Genomic DNA, 19,424 nt, shown 5'->3' on the forward strand with positions numbered 1-19,424 from the left:
CTCTTTAGCCATTAATTGTTTCATCTAAAAAATTATCAATTAATGGAAAATCTAATTATTCAAAATTTACATGCTGTCCGGACAAAAAATCCGCTTGTTCACAACATCACCAATTTTGTGGTGATGAACAATACTGCAAATGCTCTTTTGGCAATTGGAGCATCGCCTGTTATGATACATGCACACAAAGAAGTGGAAAATATCGTCAAAATCTCAAATGCATTAGTCATCAATATCGGAACTCTTGATGATTATTGGGCAGAAAGCATGCTAATTGCAGCAAAAAAAGCAGATCAACTGAATAAACCTTGGGTATTAGACCCTGTTGGAGCTGGAATTTCAACTTTCAGAAATGAACTTATAAAAGAACTGCTTCGCTATCATCCTACTGTCATAAGAGGAAATGCTTCAGAAATTTTAGCTTTAGATACCTTCGAAGCTGTTCAGGGAAAAGGAGTCGACAGTACACATCAAAGTAATCAAGCGATAAAAGCAGCACACAATTTAAACCAGAAAATTGGATCTGTTGTTTGCATTTCAGGTGCTTCAGATTTTATTGTATCCAACAATCCGATAATTGAAATTAAAAATGGTCATGAATTGATGACTAAAGTTACTGGTTTAGGTTGTTCAGCAACAGCTAGCATCGGTGCTTTTATTGGCCTTAATAAAAATCCTTTCCTCGAAACGGTTAGCGGCATGGCCATATTTAGTTTAGCAGGTGAATTGGCACAGAAAAAAAGTAATGGCCCAGGAACCTTACAAATGAATTTGTATGACACGTTATACCATATATCTGCAGAAGAAATTCAAACAAATTTGAAAATCTCAGTTTATGAAGATTAATCCAACTTTTCCTTATCCTTTGTATTTAGTCATTTCTGAAAAAGATTGTACGCATCTTCATTGGTTAGATGTTGCAGAGCAAGCAATTATAGGTGGGGTTGATATCATTCAGCTTCGGGAAAAAAATTGCACTGTCAGCGAGTATATTTCAAAAGCTACAATATTAAAAAAAATTACGGACCACTACAATATCCCTTTGATTATTAACGATTCATTAGAAGTCGCAACCGCTGTTAATCCTTGGGGAATACATGTCGGGCAGTCAGATATATTACCTTCTGAAATTCACAAAAATGCACAAGCTCTAAAAAATATTGGTTGGTCTTTAGAAATTATCAAACAGTTGAATGATGATGAAATGAAATATGTACATCATTTAGGGGTAAGTCCAATATTTTCGACTCCAACAAAAACCAATACGATTACTGAATGGGGTTTTGAAGGATTAAAATTTTTGAAAACTAAAACATCAAAACCATTGATTGCAATTGGCGGAATTAATGAAAGTAATATTGCTAAAATCATACAAGCCGGTGCAGATAGTGTTGCAATTGTTTCTGCAATTTGCGGAAGCAAAAATCCAAAAAAATCTGCCCAAATTTTAAAACAAATTATTAACGAAAATGAATACCATCCAAAAAGCATATAGTGTCTTAACAATTGCCGGATTTGACGGAAGCGGTGGCGCTGGCATACAAGCTGATACCAAAACAATTTCCGCTCATGGCTGTTATGCAACAAATGTATTGACAGCCTTGCCTGTTCAAAATACACAAGGCGTACAAAATATTTACGAAATTCCTGCACAAGCAATTCGTGAACAAATTCAATCCATATTAGAGGATATTTATCCTGATGCAATAAAAATTGGAATGGTTCATAGTGTTGAATTGGTTCATATCATTTCAGAGGAATTAAAAAATTACAATAGACCGATTGTTTATGACCCTGTCATGGTTGCGACAAGTGGACATCGGTTAATCAAAGAAGAAACACTTGAAGCTTGCATAGAAAAGCTTTTTCCTTTGGCCACGCTTATCACGCCAAATCTTGATGAAGCAAGTATTTTGGTAAATCATAAAATTGATTCTGCTGAATTGATGCTTTCTTATGGAGAAACGATTTTAAATTTAGGTTGTCAGAATCTTTTATTAAAAGGCGGACATCTTCAGCAAGAAAAAATTATCAGTTATTTATTTCAAAAAGAACAACCTGTACAAAGTTATACCTCTCAAAAAATAGAGACAAAAAATACGCATGGTTCAGGCTGCACACTATCTTCTGCAATTGCGTGTAATTTAGCTTTGGGGGTTTCACTCACACAAAGTGTACAACTAGCACAAGAATATGTTGAACAAGCAATATTAGGAAGTAAAGACCTAACAATTGGAAAAGGAAATGGACCTCTTAATCATTTATTTAATCCACAAAAATTAAAAACCTATGACATTCACAACTAAAGCTTGGGAAACCATCGCGCCTATTTACAATGATATTCTAAATATGCCTTTTATAATTGAATTGCAAAATGGGTCATTACCAATAGAGAAATTTCAGTTTTACATGTTACAAGATGCAAAATATTTGGAACATTTTGGGCGAGTATTAGCTGCCATTGGATCAAAATCTGAAGACAATCAACAAGCCATTGACTTTTTCGAATTCGGAAAAAATGCATTAATTGTTGAACGTGCTTTACACGAATCCTATTTTGAGGATTTTGGATTATCGCAAAACATCATCATCGAAACACAACCTGTTTGTCACCATTATTCACATTTCTTAAAAAGTACAGCTGCATTCGAACCTATTGAAATTGCATTAGCTGCTGTTTTGCCTTGCTTTTGGATTTATAAAGAAGTTGGTGATGAAATCATCAAAAATCAAACAAAAGAAAATAATCCATATCAAAAATGGATTGAGACCTATAGTGGAGATGAATTTGGTGAAGGTGTAAAAAAAGCGAAAAGTTATGTTGATAAGATTGCAGAAGGAGCAACTGAAAAAATAAAAGAACAAATGCTAGAAGCTTTTGTCAAAGCAAGCGAATTAGAATTTCAGTTTTGGAATGCATCTTATGAAAATATCACATGGGAAAGAAAATAAATGCCATCTTTTTTGATTTTGATGGGGTAATCGTAAATAGTCAACAATTATGGGAGCTGATGTTTGATGAAGTCATTAAAATATATCGGTTGGATACGATATGTTTGGTAGAAAATGACGGAATGAATTTCACAACAAATGAAGCAATCCAATTGATGTTAGAAAATCAGCAACGCTTTACAAATCATTTGTACGAGGAAATAATCGATTGGACAGAAAAATTTTATGTCGAAAACTTTCATCAGTTTGTACAATTAAATGACCACGTTGCTGAGATGTTGGAACATTTAAAAGCCTATCAAATTCAAATTGTTCTTGTTTCCAATTCCTCTAGAAGACAAATTAAGTATGCTTTTCAACAATTAAAACTTCATTCCTATTTTGATCACACTATTTCAGCAGATGATGTTTCAAAAGGCAAACCAAATGCAGAACCTTATTTAAAAGCTTTATCATTATGCGAAAAGCAAAAGGAAGAAGTTTTAGTTATCGAAGATTCACTCACCGGAATTAATTCAGCAAAAGATGCTGGTTTAAATTATAAAATTTACAACAATTCAGATTTTTGTCTTCAGCCAAATTACATAGCTGATTTTAGGGAATTGATCAAAGAAATATAAACCTTACAAAAACAAAAAAATCCTTACTCAATAAAGAGTAAGGATTTAATATTTCTAAAGCTATTGGTAAATTACCAAGACGCTTTTTTAACACCTGGGATTAACCCTTCGTTCGCCATTTCGCGGAAAGTTACACGAGAGATCCCGAAAGTTCTCATGTATCCTCTTGGACGACCTGTTAATTTACAACGGTTGTGTAAACGTACAGGAGAAGCGTTTTTAGGTAATTTTTGTAATGCTTCGTAGTCACCAGCTTCTAATAAAGCTTGACGTTTCGCAGCATATTTAGCAACTAATGCTTCTCTTTTGCGCTCACGCGCTTTCATTGATTCTTTAGCCATGACTTCTTATTTTTCTTTAGTAAATGGTAATCCGAATTTAGATAATAAAGCTTTTGCTTCTTTATCTGTGTTCGCTGAAGTTACAAAGGTAATATCTAAACCTTGAATTTTCTTGATTTTATCAATATTAATTTCTGGGAAGATAATTTGCTCTTTGATACCTAAGTTATAGTTACCTCTACCGTCGAAACCTGTAGAAGAAATACCGCTAAAGTCACGTACACGTGGTAAAGCTGCAGATACTAAACGATCTAAGAATTCGTACATTTTCTCACCACGTAAAGTTACTTTAGCACCAATTGGCATTCCTTTACGTAATTTGAAAGCTGCTTCATCTTTCTTAGAAATTGTTCCTACTGCTTTTTGACCAGTGATTAATTCTAACTCTTCGATAGCGTAATCAACGATTTTTTTGTCAGCTGTAGCCGCACCTAAACCTTGAGATAAAACAATTTTCTCTAATTTAGGAACTTGCATAATAGATTTGTATCCGAACTCTTCTTTAAGAGCAGCTACAATCTCTTCTTTATATTTAACCTGCGGACGAGGTGTGTATGTTGTTGTACTCATCTTAGATAGCTTTTCCTGATTTTTTAGCAATTCTTACTTTTTTCCCTCCTTCTTCTTTGATCGCTACTTTCGTTGCTTTCCCAGTTTCTGGATCTACTAAAGCCAATTTACATAAATAGATTTGAGCTTCTTTTTCAACAACTCCACCTTGTGGATTTTGTGCGCTTGGCTTTACACGTTTTTTTGCAATATTAACCCCTTCAACGATAGCTTTAGCTTTGTCAGGGAATACGCGTAACACAGTACCAGTTTGACCTTTGTTAGATCCTGATAAAACGACTACTTTGTCTCCTTTTTTAATTTTTAACTTTGCCATGTTGTTCTATTATAATACCTCTGGGGCTAATGATACAATTTTCATATATTCTTTATCACGTAACTCACGAGCAACTGGACCGAATACACGAGTACCACGCATTTCTCCTTGAGTGTTCAATAATACACATGCATTATCGTCGAAACGGATATATGAACCGTCTTTTCTACGAACTTCTTTTTTAGTTCTAACTACAACAGCTTTTGATACAGCACCTTTTTTAACGTTTCCTGAAGGTGTAGCTTCTTTGATCGCAACTACGATTTTGTCACCTACTGATGCGTATCTTCTTTTAGTACCACCTAAAACGCGGATTACTAATGCTTCACGAGCTCCTGTGTTATCTGCAACTTTTAATCTAGATTCTTGTTGTAACATAACTTATCTTATTTAGCTCTTTCAATGATTTCTACTAATCTCCATCTTTTGTTTTTAGACAAAGGACGAGTCTCCATGATACGCACTGTGTCACCTTCGTTACACTCGTTATTTTCGTCGTGCGCTGTATATTTCTTCGTTTTTAAAACGAATTTCCCATAGAATGGGTGCTTTTGCTTCTTAGTTTCAGCTACAACAATGGTTTTTTCCATTTTGTTTGATGTAACTAAACCTACTCTTTCTTTTCTTAATTTTCTTTCCATCAGTTACAGATTACTGTTATGATTGTTTTTCGTTTAACACGGTATTCAAACGAGCAATTGTTCTGCGTAAGTCTCTAATACCGATTGGATTTGCTACAGGAGAAACAGCGTTTGTCAATTTTAATTGATCGTAGTTCGCTTGTTCTTCAGCTATTTTAGCTTGTAACTCCTCAACACTTAGATTTCTAATATCTGCTGCTTTCATTTTTTCTTAATTTTTGAAATTATTAATTTTGGAAATCACGTGCAACGATAAACTTAGTCTTAACAGGTAACTTCTGAGCTGCTAAACGCAATGCTTCAGTTGCAACCTCTACTGGCACACCTCCTACTTCGAATAAGATACGACCTGGTTGTACAGGAGCTACCCAATATTCTGGTGCACCTTTACCTTTACCCATACGTACCTCTGCTGGTTTCTTAGTAATTGGTTTATCTGGAAATATTTTAATCCATAATTGACCCTCTCTCTTCATGAAACGAGTTGCAGCAATACGAGCTGCCTCGATTTGACGTGCTGTAATAAACGCTTCGTCTAAAGATTTGATCCCGAAAGTCCCGTAAGCTAATTGAGTTCCTCTGTGAGAAACACCTTTCATCTTACCTTTTTGGGTTTTTCTAAACTTTACTCTTCTCGGTGATAACATATCTACTTAATTCTTTATGTTAGTTGTTAAACTAAATTATCGCTTTCTATTATTAGATCTTTCACCTCCCTTTCTGTTGTTGTCAGACTTTTTTTGTTTTTTCTGTAATCCAACTAAAGGAGATAATTCTCTCTTACCATATACCTCACCTTTCATGATCCATACTTTGATCCCTAAACGACCATAAGTTGTATGAGCTTCTGAAATGTGGTAATCAATGTCTGCACGGAATGTAGACAAAGGAATACGTCCATCTTTATAAGTTTCAGAACGTGCCATCTCTGCACCGTTTAAACGACCAGAGATTTGAACTTTGATTCCTTCTGCGTTCATTCTCATTGCTGATTGAATTGCCATTTTAATAGCACGACGGTAAGAAATACGATTCTCAATTTGACGAGCGATACTATCCCCTACTAAGATTGCATCTAATTCTGGTCTCTTAATTTCGAAGATGTTAATTTGAACCTCTTTACCAGTGATTTTCTTTAACTCTTCTTTTAATTTGTCAACTTCTTGTCCACCTTTACCAATAATGATACCTGGACGAGCAGTAGTTACAGTTACTGTAACTAATTTTAAAGTACGATCGATGTAAATACGAGAAACTCCGGCTTTAGACAAACGTGCTCTTAAATAAGTACGAATTTTTGCATCTTCTGCAATTTTATCACCGTAATCATTTCCACCGTACCAGTTAGAATCCCATCCTCTGATGATTCCTAAACGATTTCCGATTGGATTAGTTTTTTGTCCCATATTCTTAATCTTGTACTTTTTGTTTATCTTCTTTAGTTCCTAAAACCAAAGTTACATGGTTTGAACGTTTTCTGATTCTATGTGCTCTACCTTGAGGTGCAGTACGAATTCTTTTTAATTGACGTGCACTATCAACAGAGATTTCTTTAACATATAATCCAGCTTCTTCAACATCAGCTCCTTCATTTTTGATTTGCCAGTTAGCGATAGCGCTTAATAACAATTTCTCTAAACGGATTGAAGCGTGGTTTTTAGTATATTTTAAAATACCTAAAGCTTTTTGAATTTCAACTCCACGGATAATATCTACTACTAATCTCATCTTACGAGGAGAAGTAGGAACATTATTTAATTTCGCAAAAGCTACCTGCTTGTTAGCTTCTTTGATTCTTTCGTTACTTAATCTTTTTCTAGATCCCATGGCCCTTTACTATTTTTTTCCTTTGTTTTTAGCTCCGGCATGACCTCTAAAAGTACGTGTAGGAGCGAACTCACCTAATTTATGACCTACCATATTCTCAGTAACATAAACAGGAATAAATTGCTTTCCGTTGTGTACTGCGATTGTTTGACCAACAAAATCAGGAGAAATCATTGATGCTCTTGACCATGTTTTGATCACGTTTTTGCTACCGCTTTCTACGTTAGCAAGAACTTTCTTTTCTAATTTATAGTGGATGAATGGTCCTTTTTTTAATGAACGTGCCATAAATTATTTTTTTCTTCTTTCAACAATATATTTGTTAGACGCTTTCTTCTTGTCACGAGTTTTGTAACCTTTCGCTGGAATACCGTTACGAGAACGAGGGATACCTCCTGTCGCACGACCTTCACCACCACCCATTGGGTGATCTACAGGGTTCATAACCATTGGACGAGTTCTTGGACGACGACCTTGCCATCTAGAACGACCAGCTTTACCAGAAACTTCTAACTGATGGTCTGTGTTAGAAACAACACCTACTGTTGCTTTACACTCCACTAAAATCATTCTTGATTCACCACTTGGTAACTTAACGATAGCATATTTACCATCACGCGCAACTAATTGAGCATAAGTACCTGCACTTCTTGCCATAACTGCTCCTTGCCCTGGACGTAATTCAATACAAGAGATTACTGTACCTAATGGCATATTTTTAAGCTTCATAGCATTACCTACTTCTGGTTCTACGTTTTCACCTGAAACAATTACTTGTCCAGCTTTCAAACCATTTTGAGCAATAATGTAACGTTTTTCACCATCTTCGTAAGATAATAAAGCGATGAATGCAGTTCTGTTTGGATCGTATTGTACAGATTCTACAGTTGCAGCACCTTCTTTATCACGTTTGAAGTCGATGATACGATATTTTTGTTTGTGTCCACCACCGATATAACGCATTGTCATTTTACCAGTGTTGTTACGTCCACCCGATTTAGATTTTCCTTCAACTAATGTCTTTTCTGGCTTAGCATTTTTATCTACTGCCGCAAATTCATTAACCACTCTAAAACGTTGTCCCGGGGTGATAGGTTTTAATTTTCTTACTGACATTTTTTAATTCTTAAATTATCCGAACAACTCTATTTCTTGACCTTCAGCTAAGCTAACGATCGCTTTTTTCAACTTATTTGTTTTTCCAGTTTGAAAACCTGTTTTTGTGTAACGAGTTTTTACTTTTGGAGCAGATACTAAAGTACTAACAGAAACTACAGATACACCGTAAGTTTTTTCTACAGCTTCTTTAATTTGAATTTTGTTAGCTTTTGTGTCTACATAAAACGAATATTGCCCTAACAACTCACTGTTATTAGTTGCTTTTTCTGAAATTACTGGTTTAATTATGATTCCCATTTTCTTCGTCTTATTTTGTTAAATTTTCTTGAACTGTTGCTAAAGAACCTTCTAAAAATACGATTTGAGAAGCATTGATTAAATCAAATACATTTAATTCCTCAGTTGTAACAACTTTAACTTTTTGTAAGTTACGAGAAGATAAATATACATTGCTATTAGATTCACCTAATACGAATAATGATTTTGTGTTCTCTAATCCTAAATCAGTTAAAACAGTTTTGAACTCTTTAGTTCTTGGAGCTTCGAAAGAAAAGTTTTCAACAACTTTGATTTCATTCTCAGCTAACTTTTGTGATAAAACTGATTTTTTAGCTAATCTCTTTTGTGCTTTGTTTAATTTGAAAGAGTAGTTTCTTGGACGTGGTCCGAAAACTCTACCTCCTCCTCTAAACACTGGAGATTTGATAGAACCAGCACGAGCTGTACCTGTTCCTTTTTGCTTTTTGATTTTACGAGTTGATCCCGCAATCTCAGCTCTTTCTTTTGCTTTGTGCGTTCCTTGGCGTTGAGCTGCTAAATATTGTTTAACTTCTAAGTACACTGTGTGTGTAGAAGGCTCAATTCCGAAAACTGCCTCGTCTAAAGATACTGTTCTTCCAGTTTCTTGACCTTTGATGTTTAATACTACTACTTCCATCTTCTAACGATTACGTATGAATTTTTAGGACCTGGGATAGCACCTTTAACAATTAAAAGATTTTTCTCAGTATCCACTTTAAGTACTTTTAAGTTCTGAACAGTAACTTGTTTACCACCCATTCTTCCAGCCATACGCATTCCTTTGAATACACGAGATGGATCTGAACCAGCACCGATAGAACCTGGAGCTCTTAAACGGTTATGTTGACCGTGTGTAGCTTGACCTACCCCACCGAAACCATGACGTTTAACAACACCTTGGAAACCTTTTCCTTTTGAAGTACCTGTAATACTTACAAATTCTCCTTCGTTGAATAATTCAACGTTAACTTCTCCTCCTAGAGTTAAAGAGTTCACGAATTCTTCACCGTAAAACTCAACTAACTTTCTCTTTGGAGTCGTTCCTGCTTTTTTAAAGTGACCTTTTAAAGCATTAGTCGTGTTTTTTTCTTTTGCGTCATCGAAACCAAGTTGAGCAGCAACGTACCCATCTTTCTCTACGGTTCTGACTTGAGTAACCACACATGGCCCAGCCTCTACGATTGTCACAGGAATATTTTTCCCGTTCTCATCAAATAAGCTAGTCATCGCGATTTTTTTACCAATGATACCTGACATTTGATTAAAATATGTTAATAATTTGTTTAATATTTCAGAGAATGTGGACTTTCGACCACTAGAGATCTTCTCTAAAATTAGCATGCAAATGTATGAATTAATTTGTAAACAACAAACTTTCAATTGATTATTTTTCAAAAGTTTACAAACAGCGAAAAATATCAATCAAAGCATTCTTAATAGCAATTCATAAAAAAACCCTGAGATGTGTACGTCTCAGGGTTTATATTTATTTAAAATACAGCTAACTATACTTTAATTTCTACTTCAACACCACTAGGTAATTCTAACTTCATTAAAGCATCAACTGTTTTAGATGAAGAAGAATAAATGTCTAATAATCTTTTGTGAGCTGATAATTGAAATTGCTCGCGAGATTTTTTGTTAACGTGTGGAGATCTTAAAACTGTAAAGATTCTTTTGTGAGTTGGTAATGGAATTGGTCCATTAACAACAGCTCCTGTAGCTTTTACAGTTTTTACGATTTTTTCAGCTGATTTATCAACTAAAGAATAATCGTAAGATTTTAATTTTATTCTAATTTTTTGACTCATTTTTCTTGAATTAAGCGTTACCTTTTGCTTTAGCGATTACAGCTTCAGACACGTTTGTTGGTGCTGGAGCGTAGTGATCGAATTCCATTGTAGATGTAGCACGACCAGAAGATAATGTACGTAATGAAGTTACATATCCGAACATTTCTGCTAATGGAACCATAGCTTTAATAACTTTAGCGTTATTTCTATCATCCATTCCTGATACTTGACCACGACGACGGTTTAAGTCACCTACAATATCACCCATGTTTTCTTCTGGAGTTAAAACCTCTAACTTCATGATAGGCTCTAAGATTTGAGCACCAGCGGCTTTTGCAGCAGCTTTGTAACCCATTTGAGCAGCTAACTCGAAAGATAATTGGTCAGAATCCACAGGGTGGAAAGATCCATCTTTTAAAGTAACTTTTAACGAATCCATTTCGAATCCTGCTAAAGGTCCATTCTTCATTGCAGCTTTAAAACCTTTCTCAATAGAAGGGATAAATTCTTTAGGAACGTTACCACCTTTAATTTCTGAAACGAATTCTAAACCTACTTTTCCTTCATCTGCTGGTCCCATTTCGAAAACGATATCAGCAAATTTACCACGACCACCTGATTGTTTTTTGTAAACCTCACGGTGATTAGCTGGACGAGAGAATGATTCTTTGTACTCTACTTGAGGCTCACCTTGGTTAACCTCTACTTTAAATTCACGTTTTAAACGGTCAACGATGATATCTAAGTGTAACTCACCCATACCAGAAATAACTGTTTGACCAGAAGCCTCATCAGTTTTTACTTGGAATGTTGGATCTTCTTCAGCTAATTTAGCTAAAGCCATACCTAATTTATCAACGTCAGCTTTCGTTTTAGGCTCAACTGCGATACCAATTACTGGATCTGGGAAGTCCATAGACTCTAATACGATAGGGGCTTTTTCATCACATAAAGTATCTCCTGTTTTGATATCTTTGAAACCTACTGCAGCTCCAATATCACCTGCTTCGATTCTCTCGATAGGCTCTTGTTTGTTAGCGTGCATTTGGAAGATACGAGAAATACGTTCTTTGTTACCAGAACGAGTATTTAATACGTAAGATCCAGCGTCTAATCCACCTGAATAAGCACGGAAGAATGCTAAACGACCTACGAATGGGTCAGTAGCAATTTTGAATGCTAATGCTGCGAATGGCTCATCAACTGAAGGTTTTCTTGAGATAGGCTCGTCAGTTTTTGGGTCAGTTCCTGGGATCGCTTCTTTATCACTTGGTGATGGTAAGTAACGACATACAGCATCTAACATGAATTGTACACCTTTGTTTTTGAACGAAGATCCACAAGTCATTGGGATGATAGACATATCTAATGTTGCAGCACGTAATGCAGCGTGAACTTCTTCTTCAGTAATAGAGTTTTCGTCCTCCATGTACTTCTCTAATAAGTTCTCGTCATACGCAGCTACTTCTTCAATTAATTGACCACGGAATTGTCTTACATCGTCAACCATATCAGCTGGGATTTCAACAACATCAAATGTAGAACCATGATTCTCATCATGCCATACAATTGCACGGTTTTTAATTAAATCTACAACTCCTTTAAAGTCTGCTTCGTCACCGATTGGTAATACAATAGGAACAGCATTTGACCCTAACATTTCACGTACTTGACGACATACATTTAAGAAGTCAGCTCCTTGACGGTCCATTTTGTTAACGAAACCTAAACGAGGAACTTTATAGTTATCTGCTAAACGCCAGTTTGTTTCAGATTGAGGTTCAACTCCATCTACTGCTGAGAATAAGAAAACTAAACCATCTAAAACACGTAAAGAACGGTTTACCTCTACTGTAAAGTCAACGTGACCAGGAGTGTCGATAATATTAAAGTGGTACCCTTTAGCGTCTGGTAATGGTTTACCTTGTTCTGTTGGGAATGTCCAATCTACTGTTACAGCTGCAGAAGTAATTGTAATACCTCTTTCAGCTTCTTGCTCCATCCAGTCAGTTGTAGCTGATCCTTCGTGAGTTTCTCCAATTTTGTGATTCTTACCTGAATAGAATAAGATACGCTCTGTCGTTGTAGTTTTTCCTGCATCGATGTGAGCAGCAATACCAATGTTTCTTGTGTATTTTAAATCTCTTGCCATCTTGTATTAGAATCTAAAGTGAGAGAATGCTTTGTTAGCTTCTGCCATTTTGTGAGTATCTTGACGTTTTTTAACGGCAGATCCTTCCTCTTTAGCAGCTGCAATAATTTCTCCAGCTAATTTTTGAGCCATCGATTTCTCGTTTCTGTTACGAGAATATTTGATTAACCATTTCATTGCTGTTGAAATTTTACGGTCTGGACGAATTTCCATTGGAATTTGGAATGTAGCTCCACCAACACGGCGAGAACGTACTTCTACGTGAGGCATTACATTAGATAATGCTTCTTTCCAAATGTCTAATGAAGTTTTTTCTGCATCTTCTTTACGAGAATCTACGATTTCTAACGCATCATAGAAAATTTTGAATGCTACAGATTTTTTTCCGTCGTACATTAAGTTGTTTACGAAACGAGTTACTAACTGATCATTAAATTTAGGATCTGGAAGTAAAGGTCTTTTTTTAGCTCTTGTCTTTCTCATCTTACCTTAAATTTATTTTTTAGCATCTTTAGGACGTTTCGCTCCATACTTACTTCTACGTTGAGTACGTCCGTTTACTCCCGCAGTATCTAACGCTCCACGTACAATGTGGTAACGCACACCTGGTAAATCTTTAACTCTACCTCCTCTAACCAATACTATCGAGTGCTCTTGAAGATTATGACCTTCACCACCGATGTACGCGTTAACTTCTTTCCCGTTTGTTAATCTAACACGAGCAACTTTACGCATTGCTGAGTTAGGTTTCTTAGGAGTTGTAGTGTAAACACGTGTACAAACACCGCGGCGTTGTGGACATGATTCCAATGCAGCCGATTTACTCTTCTTGGTTAGTTTTTTTCTACCTTTTCTAACTAATTGTTGAATTGTTGGCATACTAATTAAATTTCCTTTTAAATTTGGATTAAACCCATTTTTTGGGCATGCAAAACTACAAATAATTTATACAAAAACAAATAATAATGGATTTATTTTACATTGATTTATAATTTTTTAAAGAATTATAAACTATATTTTACAGAATTTTAATTCAAGAATAACAAAACAAGTAAATTATCAATAAACCTAATTTTTGATAAGTGATAGTATCTTATCTACATCTATTGACAACAAAATTTATTAAAACTTTATCCTATATTATTTTTCTCTAAGCTAATAACTTTTCGTATTTTTAATTAATCTGAATATCATATAATTATCGATATATTTTAATAAAAACGTTCGCATAATATTTATTTAATGTTAATTTTACATTAGAAAAATTAATTTTGCACTTCAAAACATTATTAAATGTCGGTAAACTCATTTTTTAAATTATTTACTCCAAAGGATAAAGTATTCTATCCTTTGTTCGAGGAGGCTTCAAAAAGTTTAATCAAATTAGCTGAATTGTTACACGAATGTGTAAACGCTCCAGTTGAGGAACGCGAAGATTACATCGCACAAATTTCTAAAATCGAAAGTAAAATTGAATATCTTACTCAAAAAACAAATTTAGAGTTAAGTAAAAACTTTATCACACCTTTTGACAGAGAAGATATTTATCAATTAGTAAAATCTATCGATTATGTTGCAGATAATTTAAATGGTGCAGCGAATCGTATCAATATTTATCAAGTAGATAAAATTACAAAATCTATCCGCAAAATTACAGCTGTTAACTTAGAGGCTTGTCAATTAATCGGTGAAGGAATTGAGCAATTGAAAGATTTGAGAAACGTAAATCGTATTTACGAAATATGTGAACGAATCAATAAATTAGAAAATAAATCGGATCGTATTTTTGATAAAGCGGTTCAAGAAATTTTTGAGAACGAAACTGATGCCAAAAACATCATCAAATACAAGGAAGTTTTATCTTCATTAGAATCTGCAACAGATAAGTGTAAAAGTGTTGCAAATGTATTGGAAGCAGTAGCGGTAAAACACTCATAACCATAACTTAATCTAAAAGATTATGACAGAATTTTTTTCAGCGTTTTCGAGCATGCTTACGTCAACGCCAGGAATGTTATTGATTACTATTATCGTCTTAGCTTTTGTTTTTGATTATATAAATGGTTTTCACGACGCCGCAAATTCTATTGCTACCATTGTCGCTACTAAGGTTTTAACACCTTTTCAGGCTGTACTTTGGGCAGCAGCATTCAACTTTGCAGCTTACTTTATTTCGGTCTATTGGATTGGAGAATTTAAGATTGGTAATACGATTGCAAAATCGGTTAACGAGCATTTTATTACGCTAGAAGTAATTTTAGCTGGAATTATCGCTGCCATTTCTTGGAACTTATTAACATGGAAGTTTGGTATTCCTTCTTCTTCTTCTCATACATTAATTGGTGGTTTTATTGGAGCTGCATTAGCTCATGCTGGTGGTTTTTCTGCTGGTGGAGAAGATGTAATTGTTTACAAAAAAGTAATTCCAATTGTTTGCTTTATCGTATTAGCACCATTAATTGGTATGATTATCGCCTCGATATTAACCATCATCACGCTTCATATTTGTAAAAGAGCCAAACCTGCAAAAGCAGAATGGTGGTTCAAGAAATTGCAATTGGTTTCTTCTGCCCTTTTCTCTTTAGGACACGGTATGAATGATGCGCAAAAGGTAATGGGTATTATTGGAGCTGCGGTTATCTTCTATCACATGAATGTCGATTTTGACCCAGCTTATGTACAAGCGGAAGATAAATTCCAATATTTCGTAGCGCATTGGATGTGGGTTCCTATTACATCGTTTGTTGTTATCGCATTAGGTACAATGGGTGGTGGATGGAAAATCATCAAAACAATGGGTTCTAAAATTACAAAAGTAACACCATTAGAAGGTGTAGTTGCTGAAACTTCAGGAGCAATGACGCTTTATATTTCTGAGCATTTCGGAATTCCAGTTTCTACAACGCATACAATTACAGGTTCTATTATTGGTGTAGGTTTAACGAAACGTGTATCTGCAGTTCGTTGGGGAGTAACAATTAGTTTACTTTGGGCGTGGGTTCTTACCATCCCAGTCTCAGCATTATTAGCTGCATTAATCTACTACATCGTAACATTATTTGTTTAAAAATAACAATCAATATCATTAATATTTAGGAGCTTTTATTAGCTCCTTTTTTATTTTTGAAATAATTTTCGAAATTGATAAATGATAAGTTTAATAAAGTTTTAAATTTGCGCCATGCAATTAACTGTATTATTTATCATTATCGGCTTAGCCATTTTATTTGATTTCTTAAATGGTTTTCACGATGCCGCAAACTCTATTGCAACGGTTGTTACTACAAAGGTTTTAACTCCTATTCAAGCCGTTATATGGGCTGCATTCTTCAATTTTGTTGCTTTCTTCATTGCCAAATTTATCATTGGAGAATTTGGAGTTGCAGACACAATCGCAAAAATTATTAAAGAAGATGTTGTCGTCGCATTTGGATCCAATCCATCTATCGTTGTTATGGCGGCGCTTTCTGCAGCAATCACTTGGAATATTTTAACTTGGAAATTAGGAATCCCTTCCTCTTCATCTCACACCTTGATTGGTGGTTTAGCTGGAGGTGCATTAGCTGCAACAGGTTATGATTTTTCTGCTATTAACAGTACGATTATCTTAACGATTATCGCTTTTATTTTGGTTGCACCAATTATTGGTTTAGTCGCTGGTAATGTTATTTACATCATCACGCTGAATCTTTGTCGAAATGCAAAACCACATAAAGCAGATGCTTGGTTCAAGAAATTGCAATTAGTTTCTTCTGCGATGTTGAGTATTGGTCATGGTTTGAATGATTCTCAAAAAGTAATGGGAGTGATCACGTTTGCTTTACTTGCTAATCAAACTGCAATTGTTAATACGGATATGAATGATTGGATTTTGAATGATGTTTTCAATTGGAAGCATTGGTTCATCACAACAAGTAGTACTGATATTCACGATTGGGTTCCGATTATGTGTTTCTCTGCAATTGCTTTAGGAACTTTAGGTGGCGGAATGAAAATCCTAAAAACGATGGGAAATAAAATTACAAAAATTACTCCTATCGAAGGTTTCACTGCTCAAACAGCTTCAGCTATTACATTATTTTTTACTGAACATATCAAAATGCCAGTTTCTACAACTCACGTGATCACAGGATCTATTATTGGTGTTGGAATGGTAAAAAGAGTTTCTGCCGTTCGTTGGGGAGTTACAATTAGTTTATTATGGGCTTGGATTTTGACAATTCCAGTTTCTGCACTTATTGCAACAGGATTTTATTATCTATTTTCGATGTTTTTCTAACATTAAAAATTTAATCATATAAAAAATGGCTGTCAAAATTGACGGCCATTTTCTATTTATTTTAATATTTATTCTTGAATGATTATTTGCTAAAATCTTCTTTCAATAAATCGATTTTCGCTAACAACGTTTGTTGAACAGCTGGATAATCTTCTTTGTTAGAAAGTGAAGCATTTACAGAGAAATAATATTTAATCTTTGGTTCTGTTCCAGAAGGACGACAAGCTACTTTACTTCCATCCTCTGTATAGAAAATCAATACATTTGACTTTGGTATCTCAATCGCTTTTTCTTCACCAGAAATTAAATCTTTGTCGATAGAAGATTGAAAATCTTTTACACGAACAACTTTAGATCCTGCTAATTCTTTTGGAGGATTTGATCTAAATTCAACCATCATTTTAGCAATTAACTCTGCACCTTCTTTTCCAGGTTTTACAATACTAATTAAATCTTCTTGATATGCTTTTCCGATTTCAAGATAGATTTCCATTAATTTATTGTACAGAGAACTTCCTTTTGCTTTTTGTACAGCAGCAATTTCAGAAACCAATAAAGCTGTTGTAACAGAATCTTTATCACGGATAAAGTCTCCAACCATAAATCCGAATGATTCTTCTCCTCCTCCAACAAAACTTTCTTTGCCTTCGAATTTGCGAATCATATCAGCAATCCATTTGAAACCTGTTAATCCTACTTTACAATCAACATTGAATTTCGCAGCAATATCATAGAAAATATCAGACGTTACGATTGTCGATCCGATAAATTCATTTCCAACTAATTTCCCCGATTTTTGCCATTTTTCTAATAAATAATAAGCCAAAACAGTATTCATTTGGTTACCATTTAATAAAACAATTTCACCTTCATTGTTACGCGTTGCAACACCTACACGATCCGCATCAGGATCTGTTCCAATCACAACATCAGCACCAATTTCATTCGCTAAAGTAACTGCCATAGTCAAAGCCTCTGGTTCTTCTGGATTTGGCGATTTTACTGTTGGGAAATCTCCACTTGGAATTGCTTGTTCAGCAACTTGATGAACTTGAGTAAAACCAGCTTTATCAAAAGCTTTTGGCGTAATTGCAACGGCAGTTCCGTGAATAGAAGTAAAAACAATTTTTATATCTTCCTTACCATCTTGTGTAAAACTTCCGTTCGCTACACATGCATCAATAAAAGCTTCATCAATTTCTTTACCTATATACGTTAACAATGCATCGTTACCTTGAAATTTGATTTCTTCTACTTTTACATTATTTACTTCATTAATAATTTCTCCATCTTGTGGCGGAACAATTTGCGCTCCATCATTCCAATAAACTTTGTAACCATTGTAAATCGGAGGATTGTGGGAAGCTGTCAACACAATTCCAGCATCACAACCTAAATGACGAACTGTAAAAGACAATTCTGGCGTTGGGCGAAAAGATTCAAACAAATAAACGTTGATTCCATTCGCAGTCAAAACATCGGTAACCATTTTTGCAAACGTATCCGAATTGTGACGAACATCGTATGCAATCGCAACTTTTTTCTCTTTATTCGGAAATTGTTGATTAATATAATTTGCTAAACCTTGCGTTGCTGCACCAAGTGTATATTTGTTTAAACGATTTGTTCCAACACCCATTATACCACGCATTCCTCCTGTTCCAAACTCAAGGTTTTTATAAAAAGAATCGTCTAATTCGGTTGGATTATTATCAATTAAATCTTGAACAGCTTTTCTTGTTTCCGCATCATAAGCGTCAGAAAGCCATAATTTAGCATTATCTAAACTTGAAGTCATTCTTATCTTTTATTTTTTTAATACTTGGGCGCGGTCGGCAATTTTTGTATCCTTATTAGGATCGCCCATAAAATTTACAATTGAGTTTCCTTTTGCAGAACCATATAAGGTTTGGCGTGCATTGATGTCTAATAAAGCGTTATCATCTGTTGTGAAATTAGCTTCATTGACCTCGTATTTGAATAAATTCAATTGTGCTTCGCCATAAGCTTTCACTTTCATAGTTCCAGCAGTTCCTTCTAACATAATATTAGATTGATCATCTGCTTTCAAATCAAAGTTGTTTGTAATCAAAAAAGTTTGATTAATTCTCGCTTGATCTTTCGCAGAGATAGTCAATTCATCAACATTCAATGTTCCAGAAGTAGTCAAAGAAGTTTGTTTATTTGCATCAATCTTTTCTAAATCTCGTGTCACATAAACGTACAAATCATAGGCACTATAATGGTCTACATTTGATTTTTCTTTGATTGTAACCGCATTATTTTTTGCTTCAACTTCTAAATTATCAATAATATTTTGATGCGATTCTACTTTAACTCCAGATTTATTTCCTGGAACTAAAATAACATTACAATTACACGAAACGCTCAAATCTTTGATATTATCAGCTGTATATTCTTTTTGAGCCGTTGCAGCACCTTCTCCATCAATTGATGATGAACACGAAGTTGCAACTAAACCTAAAAATCCTAATAAAAATATTTTCTTCATAG

28 protein-coding genes are annotated in these 19,424 nt (G+C 34.7%); 8 read left to right on the forward strand and 20 right to left on the reverse strand.

Going from position 1 to position 19,424, the window contains the following annotated elements; translation table 11 throughout:
• The first annotated feature begins 42 nt into the window (after nucleotides 1-42).
• From thiM to B3M86_RS05350, 5 genes are read left to right on the forward strand one after another with little or no spacing between them, the layout of a single operon-like run.
• The gene (gene thiM, locus B3M86_RS05330; protein ID WP_221853935.1) at nucleotides 43-846 is read left to right on the forward strand and encodes a hydroxyethylthiazole kinase; all 804 of its coding nucleotides are present in this window, start codon (nucleotides 43-45) and stop codon (nucleotides 844-846) included.
• Nucleotides 836-1,495, forward strand: a complete 660-nt coding sequence (gene thiE, locus B3M86_RS05335) for a thiamine phosphate synthase (RefSeq protein ID WP_038335526.1) — start codon at nucleotides 836-838, stop codon at nucleotides 1,493-1,495. Before thiM ends, thiE begins: the two co-directional genes overlap by 11 nt.
• On the forward strand, nucleotides 1,470-2,306 hold the full coding sequence (gene thiD, locus B3M86_RS05340) for a bifunctional hydroxymethylpyrimidine kinase/phosphomethylpyrimidine kinase (protein ID WP_038335524.1): 837 nt from the start codon (nucleotides 1,470-1,472) through the stop codon (nucleotides 2,304-2,306). The genes thiE and thiD overlap by 26 nt, the downstream gene beginning before the upstream one ends.
• Nucleotides 2,290-2,952 (forward strand): thiaminase II, encoded by a 663-nt coding sequence (gene tenA, locus B3M86_RS05345; protein WP_038335522.1) that lies wholly within the window; start codon nucleotides 2,290-2,292, stop codon nucleotides 2,950-2,952. The genes thiD and tenA overlap by 17 nt, the downstream gene beginning before the upstream one ends.
• The gene (locus tag B3M86_RS05350; RefSeq protein ID WP_291075706.1) at nucleotides 2,937-3,572 is read left to right on the forward strand and encodes an HAD family hydrolase; all 636 of its coding nucleotides are present in this window, start codon (nucleotides 2,937-2,939) and stop codon (nucleotides 3,570-3,572) included. Before tenA ends, B3M86_RS05350 begins: the two co-directional genes overlap by 16 nt.
• A gap of 71 nt (nucleotides 3,573-3,643) precedes the next feature.
• Here the strand turns inward: B3M86_RS05350 and rpsN are convergent, their stop codons facing one another.
• The 18 genes from rpsN to rpsL form a co-directional block, all read right to left on the reverse strand.
• Entirely contained in the window at nucleotides 3,644-3,913 is a 270-nt protein-coding gene (gene rpsN / locus B3M86_RS05355) for a 30S ribosomal protein S14 (RefSeq protein ID WP_019974193.1), read from the reverse strand.
• 6 nt (nucleotides 3,914-3,919) lie between these two features.
• A complete protein-coding gene (gene rplE / locus B3M86_RS05360; RefSeq protein ID WP_038335516.1) occupies nucleotides 3,920-4,483 on the reverse strand; it encodes a 50S ribosomal protein L5 in 564 nt (187 codons plus the stop codon).
• 1 nt (nucleotide 4,484) lies between these two features.
• Nucleotides 4,485-4,799, reverse strand: a complete 315-nt coding sequence (gene rplX / locus B3M86_RS05365) for a 50S ribosomal protein L24 (RefSeq protein ID WP_038335509.1) — start codon at nucleotides 4,797-4,799, stop codon at nucleotides 4,485-4,487.
• Nucleotides 4,800-4,808: 9 nt separating this feature from the next.
• Entirely contained in the window at nucleotides 4,809-5,177 is a 369-nt protein-coding gene (rplN, locus tag B3M86_RS05370; RefSeq protein ID WP_019974196.1) for a 50S ribosomal protein L14, read from the reverse strand.
• 8 nt (nucleotides 5,178-5,185) lie between these two features.
• Entirely contained in the window at nucleotides 5,186-5,440 is a 255-nt protein-coding gene (gene rpsQ, locus B3M86_RS05375) for a 30S ribosomal protein S17 (protein WP_019974197.1), read from the reverse strand.
• A 16-nt stretch (nucleotides 5,441-5,456) separates the two neighbouring features.
• The gene (gene rpmC, locus B3M86_RS05380) at nucleotides 5,457-5,645 is read right to left on the reverse strand and encodes a 50S ribosomal protein L29 (RefSeq protein ID WP_038335494.1); all 189 of its coding nucleotides are present in this window, start codon (nucleotides 5,643-5,645) and stop codon (nucleotides 5,457-5,459) included.
• A 22-nt stretch (nucleotides 5,646-5,667) separates the two neighbouring features.
• Entirely contained in the window at nucleotides 5,668-6,087 is a 420-nt protein-coding gene (gene rplP / locus B3M86_RS05385) for a 50S ribosomal protein L16 (RefSeq protein WP_038335490.1), read from the reverse strand.
• 36 nt (nucleotides 6,088-6,123) lie between these two features.
• On the reverse strand, nucleotides 6,124-6,846 hold the full coding sequence (gene rpsC, locus B3M86_RS05390; RefSeq protein ID WP_019974200.1) for a 30S ribosomal protein S3: 723 nt from the start codon (nucleotides 6,844-6,846) through the stop codon (nucleotides 6,124-6,126).
• Nucleotides 6,847-6,850: 4 nt separating this feature from the next.
• A complete protein-coding gene (gene rplV, locus B3M86_RS05395) occupies nucleotides 6,851-7,267 on the reverse strand; it encodes a 50S ribosomal protein L22 (protein ID WP_019974201.1) in 417 nt (138 codons plus the stop codon).
• A 9-nt stretch (nucleotides 7,268-7,276) separates the two neighbouring features.
• Nucleotides 7,277-7,555 (reverse strand): 30S ribosomal protein S19, encoded by a 279-nt coding sequence (rpsS, locus tag B3M86_RS05400; RefSeq protein ID WP_019974202.1) that lies wholly within the window; start codon nucleotides 7,553-7,555, stop codon nucleotides 7,277-7,279.
• A 3-nt stretch (nucleotides 7,556-7,558) separates the two neighbouring features.
• Nucleotides 7,559-8,383 carry a 50S ribosomal protein L2 gene (rplB, locus tag B3M86_RS05405; RefSeq protein WP_038335472.1) on the reverse strand — a complete coding sequence of 275 codons (825 nt, stop codon included), beginning with the start codon at nucleotides 8,381-8,383 and terminating at the stop codon, nucleotides 7,559-7,561.
• A gap of 15 nt (nucleotides 8,384-8,398) precedes the next feature.
• Complete coding sequence (gene rplW / locus B3M86_RS05410) at nucleotides 8,399-8,683, reverse strand: 50S ribosomal protein L23 (protein WP_038335466.1); 285 nt, start codon at nucleotides 8,681-8,683, stop codon at nucleotides 8,399-8,401.
• A gap of 10 nt (nucleotides 8,684-8,693) precedes the next feature.
• Nucleotides 8,694-9,323, reverse strand: coding sequence for a 50S ribosomal protein L4 (gene rplD, locus B3M86_RS05415; protein ID WP_038335460.1), 630 nt, complete (start codon nucleotides 9,321-9,323; stop codon nucleotides 8,694-8,696).
• Complete coding sequence (gene rplC, locus B3M86_RS05420; protein WP_038335606.1) at nucleotides 9,314-9,943, reverse strand: 50S ribosomal protein L3; 630 nt, start codon at nucleotides 9,941-9,943, stop codon at nucleotides 9,314-9,316. The genes rplD and rplC overlap by 10 nt, the downstream gene beginning before the upstream one ends.
• Nucleotides 9,944-10,191: 248 nt before the next feature.
• Complete coding sequence (gene rpsJ, locus B3M86_RS05425; protein ID WP_019974208.1) at nucleotides 10,192-10,497, reverse strand: 30S ribosomal protein S10; 306 nt, start codon at nucleotides 10,495-10,497, stop codon at nucleotides 10,192-10,194.
• Between the two features lie 10 nt (nucleotides 10,498-10,507).
• Nucleotides 10,508-12,631, reverse strand: a complete 2,124-nt coding sequence (fusA, locus tag B3M86_RS05430; protein WP_219034156.1) for an elongation factor G — start codon at nucleotides 12,629-12,631, stop codon at nucleotides 10,508-10,510.
• 6 nt (nucleotides 12,632-12,637) lie between these two features.
• On the reverse strand, nucleotides 12,638-13,114 hold the full coding sequence (gene rpsG, locus B3M86_RS05435; protein WP_019974210.1) for a 30S ribosomal protein S7: 477 nt from the start codon (nucleotides 13,112-13,114) through the stop codon (nucleotides 12,638-12,640).
• A gap of 12 nt (nucleotides 13,115-13,126) precedes the next feature.
• Complete coding sequence (gene rpsL, locus B3M86_RS05440; protein WP_019974211.1) at nucleotides 13,127-13,510, reverse strand: 30S ribosomal protein S12; 384 nt, start codon at nucleotides 13,508-13,510, stop codon at nucleotides 13,127-13,129.
• A gap of 414 nt (nucleotides 13,511-13,924) precedes the next feature.
• Between rpsL and B3M86_RS05445 the strand changes: the two genes are divergently transcribed.
• The 3 genes from B3M86_RS05445 (at nucleotide 13,925) to B3M86_RS05455 (ending at nucleotide 16,910) form a co-directional block, all read left to right on the forward strand.
• On the forward strand, nucleotides 13,925-14,569 hold the full coding sequence (locus B3M86_RS05445; protein WP_019974212.1) for a DUF47 domain-containing protein: 645 nt from the start codon (nucleotides 13,925-13,927) through the stop codon (nucleotides 14,567-14,569).
• Nucleotides 14,570-14,591: 22 nt separating this feature from the next.
• The gene (locus tag B3M86_RS05450) at nucleotides 14,592-15,698 is read left to right on the forward strand and encodes an inorganic phosphate transporter (RefSeq protein WP_244958006.1); all 1,107 of its coding nucleotides are present in this window, start codon (nucleotides 14,592-14,594) and stop codon (nucleotides 15,696-15,698) included.
• Nucleotides 15,699-15,812: 114 nt separating this feature from the next.
• Nucleotides 15,813-16,910 (forward strand): inorganic phosphate transporter, encoded by a 1,098-nt coding sequence (locus tag B3M86_RS05455; protein WP_038335433.1) that lies wholly within the window; start codon nucleotides 15,813-15,815, stop codon nucleotides 16,908-16,910.
• A gap of 82 nt (nucleotides 16,911-16,992) precedes the next feature.
• Here B3M86_RS05455 and B3M86_RS05460 read toward each other — a convergent pair whose 3' ends face one another.
• Entirely contained in the window at nucleotides 16,993-18,708 is a 1,716-nt protein-coding gene (locus B3M86_RS05460) for a phospho-sugar mutase (RefSeq protein ID WP_286495354.1), read from the reverse strand.
• A gap of 9 nt (nucleotides 18,709-18,717) precedes the next feature.
• The gene (locus B3M86_RS05465; protein WP_125349699.1) at nucleotides 18,718-19,422 is read right to left on the reverse strand and encodes a GIN domain-containing protein; all 705 of its coding nucleotides are present in this window, start codon (nucleotides 19,420-19,422) and stop codon (nucleotides 18,718-18,720) included.
• Between the last annotated feature and the right edge of the window lie 2 nt (nucleotides 19,423-19,424).

Source organism: Empedobacter sp. UBA6305 (genome assembly GCF_002440405.1).
Taxonomy (GTDB): Bacteria; Bacteroidota; Bacteroidia; order Flavobacteriales; family Weeksellaceae; genus Empedobacter; species Empedobacter falsenii_B.

Bases quoted from the DNA above. Each gene is read 5' to 3' on its own strand.
- thiM (WP_221853935.1), top strand. From the start codon at position 43: ATGGAAAATCTAATTATTCAAAATTTACATGCTGTCCGGACAAAAAAT.
- thiE (WP_038335526.1), top strand. From the start codon at position 836: ATGAAGATTAATCCAACTTTTCCTTATCCTTTGTATTTAGTCATTTCT.
- thiD (WP_038335524.1), top strand. From the start codon at position 1,470: ATGAATACCATCCAAAAAGCATATAGTGTCTTAACAATTGCCGGATTT.
- tenA (WP_038335522.1), top strand. From the start codon at position 2,290: ATGACATTCACAACTAAAGCTTGGGAAACCATCGCGCCTATTTACAAT.
- B3M86_RS05350 (WP_291075706.1), top strand. From the start codon at position 2,937: ATGGGAAAGAAAATAAATGCCATCTTTTTTGATTTTGATGGGGTAATC.
- rpsN (WP_019974193.1), bottom strand. From the start codon at position 3,913: ATGGCTAAAGAATCAATGAAAGCGCGTGAGCGCAAAAGAGAAGCATTA.
- rplE (WP_038335516.1), bottom strand. From the start codon at position 4,483: ATGAGTACAACAACATACACACCTCGTCCGCAGGTTAAATATAAAGAA.
- rplX (WP_038335509.1), bottom strand. From the start codon at position 4,799: ATGGCAAAGTTAAAAATTAAAAAAGGAGACAAAGTAGTCGTTTTATCA.
- rplN (WP_019974196.1), bottom strand. From the start codon at position 5,177: ATGTTACAACAAGAATCTAGATTAAAAGTTGCAGATAACACAGGAGCT.
- rpsQ (WP_019974197.1), bottom strand. From the start codon at position 5,440: ATGGAAAGAAAATTAAGAAAAGAAAGAGTAGGTTTAGTTACATCAAAC.
- rpmC (WP_038335494.1), bottom strand. From the start codon at position 5,645: ATGAAAGCAGCAGATATTAGAAATCTAAGTGTTGAGGAGTTACAAGCT.
- rplP (WP_038335490.1), bottom strand. From the start codon at position 6,087: ATGTTATCACCGAGAAGAGTAAAGTTTAGAAAAACCCAAAAAGGTAAG.
- rpsC (WP_019974200.1), bottom strand. From the start codon at position 6,846: ATGGGACAAAAAACTAATCCAATCGGAAATCGTTTAGGAATCATCAGA.
- rplV (WP_019974201.1), bottom strand. From the start codon at position 7,267: ATGGGATCTAGAAAAAGATTAAGTAACGAAAGAATCAAAGAAGCTAAC.
- rpsS (WP_019974202.1), bottom strand. From the start codon at position 7,555: ATGGCACGTTCATTAAAAAAAGGACCATTCATCCACTATAAATTAGAA.
- rplB (WP_038335472.1), bottom strand. From the start codon at position 8,383: ATGTCAGTAAGAAAATTAAAACCTATCACCCCGGGACAACGTTTTAGA.
- rplW (WP_038335466.1), bottom strand. From the start codon at position 8,683: ATGGGAATCATAATTAAACCAGTAATTTCAGAAAAAGCAACTAATAAC.
- rplD (WP_038335460.1), bottom strand. From the start codon at position 9,323: ATGGAAGTAGTAGTATTAAACATCAAAGGTCAAGAAACTGGAAGAACA.
- rplC (WP_038335606.1), bottom strand. From the start codon at position 9,943: ATGTCAGGTATCATTGGTAAAAAAATCGCGATGACTAGCTTATTTGAT.
- rpsJ (WP_019974208.1), bottom strand. From the start codon at position 10,497: ATGAGTCAAAAAATTAGAATAAAATTAAAATCTTACGATTATTCTTTA.
- fusA (WP_219034156.1), bottom strand. From the start codon at position 12,631: ATGGCAAGAGATTTAAAATACACAAGAAACATTGGTATTGCTGCTCAC.
- rpsG (WP_019974210.1), bottom strand. From the start codon at position 13,114: ATGAGAAAGACAAGAGCTAAAAAAAGACCTTTACTTCCAGATCCTAAA.
- rpsL (WP_019974211.1), bottom strand. From the start codon at position 13,510: ATGCCAACAATTCAACAATTAGTTAGAAAAGGTAGAAAAAAACTAACC.
- B3M86_RS05445 (WP_019974212.1), top strand. From the start codon at position 13,925: ATGTCGGTAAACTCATTTTTTAAATTATTTACTCCAAAGGATAAAGTA.
- B3M86_RS05450 (WP_244958006.1), top strand. From the start codon at position 14,592: ATGACAGAATTTTTTTCAGCGTTTTCGAGCATGCTTACGTCAACGCCA.
- B3M86_RS05455 (WP_038335433.1), top strand. From the start codon at position 15,813: ATGCAATTAACTGTATTATTTATCATTATCGGCTTAGCCATTTTATTT.
- B3M86_RS05460 (WP_286495354.1), bottom strand. From the start codon at position 18,708: ATGACTTCAAGTTTAGATAATGCTAAATTATGGCTTTCTGACGCTTAT.
- B3M86_RS05465 (WP_125349699.1), bottom strand. From the start codon at position 19,422: ATGAAGAAAATATTTTTATTAGGATTTTTAGGTTTAGTTGCAACTTCG.